The organism is Chryseobacterium sp. HNCC26DJ241, assembly GCF_057180505.1.
Map to the genome: position 1 here is coordinate 48,810 of NZ_JBXUGL010000009.1, position 13,721 is coordinate 62,530.

Annotated in this window: 7 protein-coding genes; all 7 read left to right on the forward strand. The window is 32.8% G+C overall.

Features of this window, described 5'->3' with window-relative positions:
• The first annotated feature begins 33 nt into the window (after positions 1-33).
• The 7 genes from infB to AC2A1C_RS06735 all read left to right on the forward strand — a co-directional run bounded on the left by infB (position 34) and on the right by AC2A1C_RS06735 (position 13,684).
• Positions 34-2,781, forward strand: a complete 2,748-nt coding sequence (gene infB / locus AC2A1C_RS06705; RefSeq protein WP_484024611.1) for a translation initiation factor IF-2 — start codon at positions 34-36, stop codon at positions 2,779-2,781.
• A 209-nt stretch (positions 2,782-2,990) separates the two neighbouring features.
• Entirely contained in the window at positions 2,991-5,933 is a 2,943-nt protein-coding gene (locus tag AC2A1C_RS06710; RefSeq protein WP_484024613.1) for a SusC/RagA family TonB-linked outer membrane protein, read from the forward strand.
• Positions 5,934-5,943: 10 nt separating this feature from the next.
• The gene (locus tag AC2A1C_RS06715; RefSeq protein ID WP_484024614.1) at positions 5,944-7,383 is read left to right on the forward strand and encodes a RagB/SusD family nutrient uptake outer membrane protein; all 1,440 of its coding nucleotides are present in this window, start codon (positions 5,944-5,946) and stop codon (positions 7,381-7,383) included.
• Between the two features lie 18 nt (positions 7,384-7,401).
• Positions 7,402-8,097, forward strand: coding sequence for a DUF4397 domain-containing protein (locus AC2A1C_RS06720; protein WP_484024615.1), 696 nt, complete (start codon positions 7,402-7,404; stop codon positions 8,095-8,097).
• A gap of 94 nt (positions 8,098-8,191) precedes the next feature.
• Entirely contained in the window at positions 8,192-10,132 is a 1,941-nt protein-coding gene (locus AC2A1C_RS06725; RefSeq protein WP_484024617.1) for a putative porin, read from the forward strand.
• A gap of 10 nt (positions 10,133-10,142) precedes the next feature.
• Positions 10,143-11,729, forward strand: coding sequence for a bacillithiol biosynthesis cysteine-adding enzyme BshC (gene bshC, locus AC2A1C_RS06730; protein ID WP_484024618.1), 1,587 nt, complete (start codon positions 10,143-10,145; stop codon positions 11,727-11,729).
• Between the two features lie 35 nt (positions 11,730-11,764).
• Positions 11,765-13,684, forward strand: coding sequence for a LysM peptidoglycan-binding domain-containing protein (locus AC2A1C_RS06735; protein ID WP_484024620.1), 1,920 nt, complete (start codon positions 11,765-11,767; stop codon positions 13,682-13,684).
• Positions 13,685-13,721 lie beyond the last annotated feature (37 nt).

The following is a 13,721-nucleotide window of genomic DNA, read 5'->3' on the forward strand; positions in this document are numbered from 1 at the left end:
ACTTCAACAAAATATTAAAAGTAAAACAGTTAAATGCCAAAAATAAGATTAAATAAAGCAATTAAGGAGTTCAATATTTCAATGAACAGGCTTGTGGAATTTCTGAATTCCAAAGGTATTGAAGTAGAGAACAATCCCAATGCACAATTGGATGATGATGCCTATTCTGCACTGAAAGCTGAATTTGCCCGTGATGGTGAACAAAGAAAGGCTTCTCAGGAAGTGGTGCTTTCCAAAGTTCCGGAAGAAAAATTGGAAATTGAAGAAAGAAAACCAGAGGTGATCCGTGCAAAAGGAACCTTGAAAGCAGAAACTAAAATTTTAGGAAAAATAGATTTAAATCCTAAAAAAGAAGAAGAAAAACCTGCTGAGCCGATAGCCGAAGTAGAAAAAGTAGAGGAGAAAAAAGAAGAGAAACCTGAACTGAAAGTCTTGGGCAAAGTAAACTTGGATGAAATAAACCAAAGAAAACCGATGCCTAAAAAAGAGGAAGCTCCTGCAAAAGAAATTGAAAAATCTGTTGAGAAACAACCGGTTGAAAACAAAGAAGCAGAGCCAATAAAATCTGTTGAATTTGGAAAGCCTGAAAAAATAGAAACCGTTTATCAAAAATTAGATGGTCCTAAAATTTTAAAAGAGAAAGTGGATCTTTCACAATTTCAGGAAAAACCGAAAACGTCTTCTGCTAAAAAGAAAAGAAAAAGAATTGAAAAACCTGCTGGGCAACAACAAGGTGGGAATAACCAACAAGGAAATAATCAGCAAGGAAACAGACCTCAAAATCAGGGTGGAAATAATCAAGGAGGAAACAGAGGCGGAAATAATAATAGAAAAGGAAGCGGAAGAAGAGGTGCTGAAAGAGTAATGCCAGTAGAGCTTACCGATGAGCAAGTAAAAAACCAAATCAAAGAAACGCTTGAGAAACTTACCAATAAAGGTGGAAAATCTAAAGCGTCCAAACATAGAAGAGATAAAAGGTCTTTCCGAAGAGAGCAGGATGAACTTCAGCAGGAAATGGAAGCACAAGATAGAACTCTTAAAGTTACAGAATTTATTACTGTCGGAGAATTAGCAAGCCTAATGAATGTGAATCCGACTGAAGTAATTTCTGCTTGTTTTTCACTGGGTGTAATGGTAACTATGAATCAGCGATTGGAAGCGGATACTTTGTTACTTGTATCTGATGAATTTGGCTATAAAATTGAATTTCAGGATGCTGATTTGGAAGAAACGGTTGAAGAAATTGAAGAAAATGAAGAAGATCTACAAGCAAGAGCTCCAATTGTTACTGTAATGGGGCATGTTGATCATGGTAAAACTTCCTTATTGGATTATATCAGAAAAACAAATGTAATTGCTGGAGAATCTGGCGGAATTACTCAGCATATAGGTGCATATAATGTGAAGTTGGAAAACGGTCAAAGAATTACTTTCCTTGATACTCCGGGTCACGAAGCATTTACAGCGATGAGAGCAAGAGGAGCTCAAGTTACAGATATTGCAATTATTGTAATTGCTGCGGATGATGATGTAATGCCTCAAACAAAAGAAGCAATATCTCATGCTCAGGCTGCCGGTGTTCCAATGATTATTGCTATCAATAAAGTAGATAAGCCAAACGCAAATCCGGATAATATTCGTCAGCAACTTTCAGGACTTAATATTTTGGTGGAAGAATGGGGAGGGAATGTTCAGTCTCAGGAAATTTCTGCAAAATTTGGTAATAATGTAGATTTATTATTAGACAAAGTATTGCTTCAAGCGGAATTGTTAGAACTAAAAGCAAATCCTGAGCGATCTGCTAATGGTGTGGTAATTGAAGCTTCATTAGACAAAGGTAGGGGTTATGTTGCAACAATGCTGGTACAGACCGGAACTCTAAGAGTAGGAGATTATGTTGTAGCAGGTAAAAATCATGGTAAGGTAAAAGCTTTGCTCGATGAAAGAGGTAAAAACCTGAAAGAAGCTGGTCCGTCAATTCCTGCAACAATATTAGGATTAGACGGCGCGCCTACTGCGGGTGATAAATTCCGTGTGTATGCAGACGAAAGTGAAGGAAAATCTATAGCAAATAAAAGAGAACAATTGCAGCGCGAACTTTCTATCAGAACTAAAAAGCATACAACACTCGAAGAATTGGGAAGAAGAATCGCACTTGGAGATTTCAAAGAATTGAATATAATCTTGAAAGGTGACGTGGACGGATCTGTAGAAGCGCTTTCGGATCAGTTACAGAGGCTTTCTACGGAAGAAATTAGTGTGAATATTCTTCATTCCGGTGTTGGTCAGATTACGGAATCTGATATCAATTTAGCTGCTGCTTCAGATGCTATTATCATTGGATTTAATGTAAGAGCAGGAGCTAATGCCAAAGAACTTGCAGATCGTGAAGAGATTGAAATCAGAACGTATTCTGTAATTTATAAGGCTATTGATGAAGTTAAAGAGGCTATGGAAGGAATGCTTTCGCCGGAAATTCAGGAACAAGTAATTGGAAATGTTGAAATTCGTGAAGTATTCAAGATTTCCAAGGTGGGAACTATTGCAGGTTGTATGGTTCTTACAGGAAAAGTGACGCGAAATTCTAAAGTTCGTCTGCTTCGTGATGGAATTGTAAAATTTGATGGAGAACTGGAAAGTTTAAAACGTTTCAAAGATGATGTGAAAGAAGTAACTAAAGGATATGAATGTGGTCTGAATCTTAAAGGCTACAATGATATTGAAGTAGGAGACATTTTGGAAGTTTATGAAGAAGTGGCTGTGAAGAAAAAATTGAAATAAGAAAATCACCATAGTTTTAACCTGCTTTTAGCAGGTTTTTTTATTTTTTTAAAAGCTATTTGACGCTATGGGTGATTTGTTAATTTTAATGGGATATAAGTGTTATTTGTATATGTTTTTATATAAATCATTGAAAATCTCAAAATTAGATTTGCTTATGTTAATTTTTTTTAACAAATTTGCCGATTAGAATATTAAATAGTGTTAATATGAATGTAAAATTACGAGTGCTGTCGGTTGGTGTTCTATTCTTTACAGGAGGGATGCTAATGGCACAAAAAACAAAGCCAAAAAAAGATACTGCTACTAAAACTAAAGAGATTGAAGAAGTAGTTTTGGTTGGTTATGGAAGAAAAGAAACAGCGGCAGAAAAAGTTGGAAATTATGCAATTGTAGGCAAGGAGAAATTGGAAAATTCTCATTTTACTACTGTTGATAATGCTTTAACAGGAAGTGTAGCGGGAGTATCAACGAATATGACGAGTGGACAACCTGGAGCAAATGTTAATATTGTTATTCGAGGGTTAGGTTCTTTAACCCAAGATACAACCCCATTGGTTATATTAGATGGTATTCCTCAATTTACTGGGGATGTTTCTTCAGTTGTTGCTACAACTAATGCACTTAATGGAATCAATTCAAATGATATTGAAGAATTAGTAGTGTTGAAAGATGCTGCAGCTACTTCTATTTATGGTTCTAGAGGAGCAAATGGAGTAATTTTAATTAAAACAAAAAGTGGGAAAAAAGGTAAAGCCAAATTTAATTTTAATTCTTCTGTAGGATTTAGTAAAGAAGCTTTTAATAAATTAAAGTTGCTTAGTGCGCAAGAGCATATTGATTTATATGCTTTGGGGCTTTACAATGCAGGATTAGTGGGAACGATGGATCTTGGAAGAGCAAGAGCGACACAAGAATTAAGATGGGATGGTGTTACAAATACGAATTGGAAAGATGCTGTAACTCGTAAAACCCCTTACACACAAACCTATAATTTTCAGGTAAGTGCAGGAAATGAAGTATCCTCTATTTTTTCGTCTCTTTCTTATGATGATTATCAGGGGATAGCGAAGAATGCCGCACTGAAAAGATTAACAGCAACTGTTAATGCATCGTATAAATTGACGGATAAAATTGATCTTAGAGCAGGATTTACAGGAGGTAGAGTAGTAACAGAAGGACCAATAGATGATAATTATGTTGCTAACCCCATAAAAGGAGCTTTTCAAACTTCACCTACACAGCCTATTTATAATGCTGATGGAAGTTATAATGGGAATTTAGTATACTATGCTACAGATAGTAATTTCAATTCTGTAGCTATCCAAAACTTAGATTTTGATAGAAATATTCAAGGAAGAATTACCGGATATTTAGAAGGAAATTATAATATAACTAATTATTTAAGTTTTAACTCTAAAATTTCAGGATACTTATTAAACTCTAGAGATTTTTCATTCAATAATCCTCTATTTGGAGATGGAGCAACTCCTATAGATGTGACCAATGTAGATGGTACAACAGAGCAAATGAAAGGTAGATCTACAAACGTTAATAAAATATTAACAAACTGGACTTTTTCTAATATTCTTTCTTATTCTAAAACTTTTGCTGAAAAACATTCATTAAAGTTAGATGTGGGGATGGAGTCTAATAAAGTGGATAGAGATCAAACATATTTATTTGCTGTAGGCTATGATGCATATCTTTCTACATTGGGATATACTAATATCTATATGTCATCAATGTTTCAAAAAAATGGATATACTTTTTCCTACTCGTATAAGGATGGCTATTCATTAGTAGGATATTTTGGAGGACTCAATTATGTGTTTGATAAAAAATATTCATTAAATGGTACTTTTAGAAGAGATGGATCGTCTCAATTCGGGCCAGACAAAAAATGGGGAAATTTTTGGTCAGTAGGTTTGGCATGGAATCTTGATCAGGAAAATTTTATCCAAAACATATCTAAAATTAATGAATTAAAATTAAGAGCTACTTATGGGGTACAGGGAAGATTGCCCGATAGATTTTATAATGGGGTAGCATACACATCACCTGCATCTTATAATGCAATTAATGGTCAGAAGCCTAATTCTGTTGACCCTCAACTACATTGGGAAGCTCAAAAGCAATTGAATATAGGTGTAGATTTTGGTTTATTTAATAATAGAGTTAGTGGTAGTTTTGATTATTTTGACAAAAAAGGAGAAGATTTGATTCTGTCTGCCTATTATGCTGCAACTACAATTGGAAATACTGGTGATGCTGGTGGAAACTCAGTAGGTACTAACACGGGAGTATTGAGTAATAAGGGATTTGAGATTAATCTTAATTTTTCTCCAATAAAAACTCAGAACTTCCAGTGGGATATACAGACTAACTTCACTACTATAAAGTCCGAAATCTTAGATATACCAACCGGAGATCTACCTTATTCTGATGCAGGAGGAGATGGTAATACTAAACGATTTTCAGTAGGACACAATCCTTCAGAATGGCATTTGTTACTATATGCAGGGGTGGATCCGGCAAATGGAAACCAACTTTGGTATACTGACGCAACACGTACTGTAGCAACAGCGGATATTACTCAAGCAAAAGCACAATTTACAGGAAAAAACTCTTTACCGACAAGAACAGCGGGATTAACAAATACTTTTAAATATAAAGGTTTTAAATTGAGTGCCCTATTTAGTTATATGGGAGATTATTCTGTCTATGATTTAGCAGGATATTCACAAAATAATAGTGGAATGAGACCTAACATTAATCAATATCAATCTGAATTGTATGATTCATGGACACCTCAAAATCCTAATGCTTCTAATCCGAAATATGTATATAATAATCCTCAAGGAAGAGAAGATTCTACAAGGTATCTTTATGATGCAGATCATATTCGATTAAAGAATATAGAATTTGGATATACTTTTGATAAAAGTTTTTTAAATATTCCAGGTTTAGATAGTATTTATATTTATCTTCAGGGACAGAATGTTTATACTTGGGCTTTTGATAAAAAACTTTATTTTGACCCAGAATCCAGTTCAAATGCATTTAGTTCTCCTGTCTATGGAGCGGGACTTTATAATGTAACTGCCCCTATTATGAAAACTTTTATAATGGGCTTTAAAGTTAATTTTTAAAATTTGACAAATGAAAAAAATACTCTATATATCTATATTATTAGCAACGGTTGTTTCTTGTAAAGATGATTTTATTCAAGAATCACCATCATATCAGCTGCCGGTAGAATTGGCTATTCAAAATACAACCCAACTTAATACGGGTGTAGTTAGTTTATATTCTGCTTTACAAGGAGAACAGATTAATGATTTGATTAATTTTAGTGAGCTTATTACGGACAATGGTTTTTTGTCTAATAATAATAATGGACAATACTCCGAAATTTATAACATGAATTATACATCTAATTCTGGAAAAATCACAAGGTTTTGGAATGCCTTTAATGATGTTATAATAAAAGCGAATTGGGTATTATCTTATGAAGGGAAAATTCAATATAATAGTGAGAACATAGAAGCTGAAAAAAAGAAAACTGTAAATTTGTTCTCAGAAGCTAAGATTATGAGAGCCTATGCAAGATTGCAATTAGCTAATTATTTTTGTGAGCGCTATGGTGGAGATAATCAACAACTAGGATTGGTAATCAATAATAATTATAATCCAACAGATATAACTACTACTTATCCCCGATCTACAGTTCAAGAAACATATGCCGCTATTGAGGAAGATTTACAGTATGCTATTGATCATATGACTACAGAAGAAGGGAGTACATATTCACCGATTGAGCCTAAAGCTAAAAGAATGAATTTACTTGCTGCAAATGTATTAATGTCAAGAATTGCTTTGTATAAACGAGAATGGAGTAGATCAATTGAATTTGCAAATAATGCTCAAGGATTATTGAATAGTGATATTGTTGAAACCCCAAAAAATAATCCTTTTACTATTGTAGATAATAGTAATTTGTCATCCATATTTCAGCTGGTCTTTGATACTGGTTCTAGTTTAGGAATTAATAGCTTATTTTCCTATTGGGGAAGCACTGGACAGTATCGTCAGTTTTTTGCTACAAAAGAGTTTTATGATGTTATTCCTAGTACTGATGGTAGAAAAGGTGTAAATATGTATTCACTATTAGATTATATATATGATACGCCTAAACCTTATATTGCTAAAAAATTTGGTAACAGTGCATTATTTGATGTTATTCTTATTAGACTTGCGGAGATTAATTTTAATATCATAGAAGCTACATATTATCAAAATCCTTCACAGGCACAATCTTTATTAAATGATTGGGTAAAAACTAATCGTGATGCAAATTATAATTCTACAAGTACAGGTCAAGGAATTTTAGAGGATATATTGCTTCAAAGAAGAATTGAATTTGCTTTTGAAGGCTATAGATTTATGGATTTAAAAAGAAATGATTTGGGTTGGACTAAAGGAGCTAATTATAAGGGAAATCATCCTCAAGTTTCTATTAATGATAAAGAGCAATGCTTGCCGATTCCTCTTGTAGAAATTACTGTTAATCCAAAAATGGTTCAAAATCCAGGATACTAATATTTATAAAATAATGAAATGAAAAAATTATTAAGCATATTTTTTATAGGTTTATTCTTCTCTTCTTTTATATTAAGTTGTGATAAAGATTACGAAGAAGATGAAAAATTTCCTCAAGGAGGAGATTTCAAAATTATCAATTCTGTTGCTAATTTAGGCTTACCATTAACGATTTATTTTAATGACAATAAAATAGTTGAACGGTCATTGTTTAATACCCAAACAAGCTATTTTAGAGTAAATAATTCTAATGGAACGATTAAAATAAATACTTTAGACAATGAAGGTGAAAAAAATGTTTTAACAATAAATGATTCTTATGAATTAAATAAAAACGTTACATATTTTCTTGTTGAATCTTCGGCTTCTGGATTAACATTTTTAAAAGCTAATGATAATGTGGCTTCTCCTGATTATCATATGTCCAAAATTAGAATTGCAAATTTAGCATTAGGTTTGAATAGTAATGTTGATATTATTGTTAATGGAAATGTAGTAATTTCTAATATAGCATCTAATTCTATCTCTGATTTTGTTACTATTCCATATAATACTCCAGTAAGCGTTGTGAAAACGGGAACTACAACTTCTTTAAAGACAATAGCTGCATCTAGTTTTGCTTCAAAAGGGATTTATACATTAGTACTAAATGGTTATGCAACTACTGGGACAGTTCCAGCTCTTGCGTTTACTCCATTTAGTAATGCTCAATAAGAAATTAAATTTATTTTATTATAACCACTTCATTTCTACTTGAAGTGGTTTTTTTATTTCCAATATTCTTACATTTGTAATTCAATTAAAATAAATGAGGAATTTCCTTTTGGTGGTGTTTTTTTTCTGTTGCGGTATTACAAAGGCTCAGATTTTTAAGGTAAAAAAAGACTCTGTTGATGTGAAAAATCAGGATACTTTGGTTATTGATTCCGGAGTGAAAGATTCAATGAAGATTTTTAAGCCTACCACTTACGATTATCAGTACCAAACACAATACTCTGAAAAGAAAATTTTTGATACCGCTTTTACGATCAATAAATCGTATGTGTATTCTCAATATAATAATAAAGATAATTTTGGCAAAATTCAGTTTGCCAATATAGGTTCAGGATTCCAACCACTAATGTTTGAGAGAAATCCTGAGCAGAACTTAGAACTTCTTCCCACCAACAAGACTTTCGGAATTTTAGGAATCAATGATATACGATACTATGATGTAAAAACTCCAACAACAACCTTCACATATCACAATGCGGTGAGTAGTGGTGGAACATTACAGTCTACATATACTCAAAATATCGGTAAGAACTTCAACTTTGCTATAGAATACATGGGTCTCCGCTCAAAAGGGAACTATAAAAACTCTCTTTCAGCGGATAATAATACTATTTTTTCTTTGCATTATACTTCTAAAAATGGGAAATATGAAGCATTCGCACATTTTCTGCATCAGAATATAAATAATCAGGAATATGGTGGAATTTCAGATTTGTCATTTTTTTTAACAGGAGATAACCGTTTTGATAATCGTGAAAATTTAGCAGTAAATCTCAGTGGTTCGGATTCCCGTTTTTCTTACCGGAGATATTATTTTAGTCATCAGTTTTCTCCGTTTAATGTTGAGAAATTTCCATTTAGAATAAAGCATACAATTTATCATCAAGGCAATAAATATTACTTTTTTCAAAAAAATCTGGAATCTTATTACTATAAAACGAAGGATGATATTATTTCGGGAATGCCTTTGAGCTCCAGAAAATATTCTAAAAATCTCAGCAACACGGTGAGTTTGCTTTTTGATAAAGAAAAATTTAAATTAGAAGCAGGTGTTCGTTATCAGAATATAAAGTTTGGTACTGATAATATTTCACTACCAAAAAACCCTTATGAACCTAAAAACTATAATGAAAATCGTTTTGGGGCATTAGGAAAATTGCAGATAAAATTGTGGGATAAATTTAATCTTAATTCTTACGCTGAATTTTCCAACGGAAAGTCATTTGGTAATTTTATTCTTTTGGAAAACAATGCATCATTTGAACCAATTAAAGATTATAAAGCATCCGTTTTTCTTAATTTTCAATCGACAGCTCCGTCTTTCAATTATTTGCTGAATTATTCTCCGTATATAAAATTCAATTATGATTTTTCGGATTTTAAAAATCAGAGTATTTTGGAAGCAGGAGGAAAAATTGATCTTAAATTTTTTGAAACCAACATTTTTGCTAAATATTTCAGAATTGATAATTATGCTTATTTTGATGAAAAAGCCCAACCAAAGCAAAGCGGCAGTTCTGTCAATATTTCCCAGATTGGTGGTGAAGCTACTTTTAATTATAATAAATTCCATTTAAACTCGCGAGTGCTATTCCAAAGTACATTGACGGATAAAAACCTTTTCCCGGCACCCAATTTTATAGGAAGGGCGAATCTGTACTGGCAATCCAAAGCATTCAAAAAAGCAGCAGAATTACAGGCCGGAATCAAGCTGTATTATTTTACAAAGTTTGCTTCCAGAAATTATTTCCCAATTCTTAACGAATTTATTTTGCCCGATTCTACAGGATATTCTATTGGAGGACAGCCTATTGCTGATGTGTATTTTAACATGAAAGTGAAACGTATGTTTTTCTTTATTGAGGGGCAACACATCAATACCACCTTTACGCAGAATAAATCGTATACAGCGCCATATTATCCGATTTATGATTTTCGTGTAAATATCGGAATTCTGTGGTATCTTTTTCATTAAAATAACAGTCTTGAAACCAATAGAAAACATACATTTTCAGCAAATCAACAGCATTCCAAAGTTGATAAAAGATTTTTTGAATAAAGATCTTACAGAATTCAACGGAGCGGTTTTTGAAGAAAATTCGGTAGCTGCAAAAGTTTTTGACAAACAAAAATATTTTACACAGGAAAAAAGGAAAGTTCTTTATGAAGTTTTGCTTGAACAAAATTCATCTCTGCAACTTTCAGAAAATCAGAAAGTAAATTTGGATTTTATACTTTCAGAAAATACATTTACGATAACAACAGGACATCAACTTAATCTCTTTACCGGGCCTTCATTTTTTGTTTATAAAATTCTTCAGACCATAAAATTCTCAGAATTTTTAAAAAATAAATTTTCGGAATTTCAATTTGTTCCCGTTTTTTGGATGGCTACGGAAGATCATGATTTTGAGGAAATTAATCATTTTAAGACGAATCATAATTTTTTTGAAGTAAAAGCAAAATCGGGTGGTGCAGTCGGAAGAATTGAAATTGAAGATACCTTTTTTATTTCTGAATTTGAAAAAAGTTTCAAAGATTCCGTTTTCGGAACAGAGCTTATCTTGATGATGAAAAAGGCTTACAAAAAAGGAAATACATTTTCGGAAGCCACAAGAATTCTGGTTCAGGAACTTTTCTCAGAATATGGAATTTTGATTATAGATGGAGATCATCCAAAACTGAAAAATCAAATGAAAGATGTTTTCCGGAAAGAAATTCTGGAAGAAAAACTTTTCCGATCAAGCAAAAGAAATGTAGATTTTCTGAAAGAAAAATATGGAAAAGTTCAAGTTAATCCTCGTGAAATCAATTTGTTTTACCTTTCCGAAATCAGAAATCGGATAGAAAAAATAGGAGATCAGTTTCATATTGTAGATACAATTCAAAAATTCACTCAGGAAGAAATTCTTACGGAACTTGAAAATTTCCCTGAAAAATTCAGCCCGAATGCAGTTTTAAGACCGGCTTATCAGGAATGTATTTTGCCGAACATTGCATATATCGGAGGAAATGCCGAAATCATGTATTGGCTGGAACTTCAGGATTATTTCTTTGAAATTGGTGTGCCTTTTCCATTTTTGGTTCCGAGAAATTCGATGCTGATGATTTCAGAAAAAAATCTTTCCAAAATTGAAAAATTCGGATTGAATGTTCATGCTTTTTTTCAAAGTTTTGCAACATTGAGCAAAGATTTTGTTTTAGGAAAAAGCGAAATGCTGGATTCCATCTTAGCCAAAGAAAAAATTCTGAAAGAACAGTTTCAAGAATTGATGAAAAAAGCTGAACTTACGGATAAAAGTTTCAAAAATCTTGTTCAGTCAGAAGAAACACGACAATTAAAATCTTTTGAAAGAATGCAAAAAAGATTGCTCCGAGCAGAAAAAATCAAACAAAGAGAAAAACTGGAACGTTTGGAAAATCTTTTTCTTGAAATTCACCCTTCCGGAAACTGGCAGGAAAGAGTTTATAATTTCAGTGTTTTCTACTCAGAAATGGGAAGAGAATGGCTTCAAAATTGTTACAAAGAGATGAGTCCTGCAAATTCCGAACTTATTATCTTTAAGTTTTAACAGAAAGCATTATTTTTGCAGTAATTAAGTTTAATATGATAAAGAAGAGCTTCATATTGTCATGTTTTTTAGCGGCGATGTCCGCTTTAGCACAAAACAAACACACAGTGGTGAAAGGCGATACTCCTTACAATATCGCCAAAAAATACAATATGTCAATAGATGAATTGTATAATCTGAATCCTAAAGTAAAGGAAGGGACATTCAAGATTGGAGATGTAATTACAGTGAAAGGGAATGCTAAAATTTCGGACACTTCATCTTCCAAAAATTCGGCAGGAAAATTGGGAAAAATTGTTTTGAAACCGAAACAAACCATTTACGGAATTACCAAGCAATATAAGATTTCCGAAGCTGAACTTAGAAAACTAAATCCCGAATTGGACTCTCACACCAAAATTGGTGATGAGATAGTATTGCCTTTAGAAAATATTCAGAAATATGGAGATAAGGAAACGATTGTTGCTACCAATACAAATCCTGTAACAGAGGATAAACCTGTAGAAAAAGAGACTACTGGTGCCACTCAAGCTGATGAAAATTCTTATGTCGTTCAGGAAAAAGACAACTATTATAAAATTGGAAGAAAATTCGGACTCACGCAAAAAGAACTTTTTGCTCTCAATCCGGGTTTGGAAGAAAAAGGACTTCATCCTGGTAGTGTAATTGTAATTAAAAATAATACTTCGACATCCAAAAACAAGACAGACATTTCTGCCAACGAAAAGGATTCGGAAGAAAAAGTAAACTTTAATAAAAGTGCAGCTTCTTCAGATGATGACTATATTACATATACGGTACAAAATGGAGATACGGTTTTTGGAATTTTGAATAAATTCGGAGTTACATTAGATGAACTTCTGAATCTTAATCCGAATCTTTCTAATGGTTTGAAATCCGGAATGGTATTGAAAATCAAAAAAATAGATGCGGCCTATACCAAAAAATCCGGAGATGTTCTGAATATTGTACTGATGTTGCCTTTCGGATTCGATGCCAATGATACTAAATTCAGAAGTCTTTCCACTGATTTCCTTGCTGGTGCAAGATTGGCTATAGAAAGAAATGCCAGAAATGGAATGAAACTGAATGTAAAAGTAGTAGATGCAGGAAATGAGAATAGTTTTAAAAATTCTTTAATTCAGATTAATCCGGATAATACAGATCTGATTATCGGGCCATTCTTTAAATCCAATGTCCTTGAAGTTTTAGATTTTGTAAATAAAGATAAAATTCCGGTAGTAGCTCCATTTGCCAATTCAGAAGATTTGTATGGTTTTAGTAATCTAATTATTATGGAAACCAATGAGCAGGTTTTTGCTGATAGAATTGCTCAGGAAGTAAAGGATGCCTATTCTGACCAGAAAATCTACATTGTAGCGGATGCCGATAAAAAGAATGCTAATTATCTGAAATCTGTCCTTGAAAAAGCGCTGAAAAGTCCAAATGTAAATATCGTAAATTCTCCATCAGAAATCCAATTGGATCAGAATATGATGACGGGGCAATCGGCTCCTGTAATTGCAATTTTGGCCACGGATAATGATAAAACAGGCGATGCATTCGGAAACAGGATGATTGAATTGGGTAAGGAAGTTCAGGGTGTTAAAGCATTTAGTATGTATTACGCTCCTGTTTTTGAAAAGAAAACGGACGAATTGAGCCAAGTAAGTCTTGTATACCTTATGGACAGAAAAATTAATCCGGATGGAGATTTCGAAAAAGAAATTCTGGCGGATTTTAAACAAAAGTATTGCAAGACTCCTTCAAAATATAATGTGATAGGTTTCGATGTGATGAATGATATGCTTACCAGAGAAAATAAAAAAGGAGAAATCTTTAAGCAAATGGGGAAATCCCAAACCCAACTTGCTACCAAATTTGAATTTGAAAGAGTAAAAAGCAACGGAGCTTTCATCAATAAAGGATATAGAGTAGTAAGGCTTTTACCTTAAAAAAACAAAATTTAAAATGGCATTTTATTTAACATAA

Bases quoted from the DNA above. Each gene is read 5' to 3' on its own strand.
- infB (WP_484024611.1), top strand. From the start codon at position 34: ATGCCAAAAATAAGATTAAATAAAGCAATTAAGGAGTTCAATATTTCA.
- AC2A1C_RS06710 (WP_484024613.1), top strand. From the start codon at position 2,991: ATGAATGTAAAATTACGAGTGCTGTCGGTTGGTGTTCTATTCTTTACA.
- AC2A1C_RS06715 (WP_484024614.1), top strand. From the start codon at position 5,944: ATGAAAAAAATACTCTATATATCTATATTATTAGCAACGGTTGTTTCT.
- AC2A1C_RS06720 (WP_484024615.1), top strand. From the start codon at position 7,402: ATGAAAAAATTATTAAGCATATTTTTTATAGGTTTATTCTTCTCTTCT.
- AC2A1C_RS06725 (WP_484024617.1), top strand. From the start codon at position 8,192: ATGAGGAATTTCCTTTTGGTGGTGTTTTTTTTCTGTTGCGGTATTACA.
- AC2A1C_RS06735 (WP_484024620.1), top strand. From the start codon at position 11,765: ATGATAAAGAAGAGCTTCATATTGTCATGTTTTTTAGCGGCGATGTCC.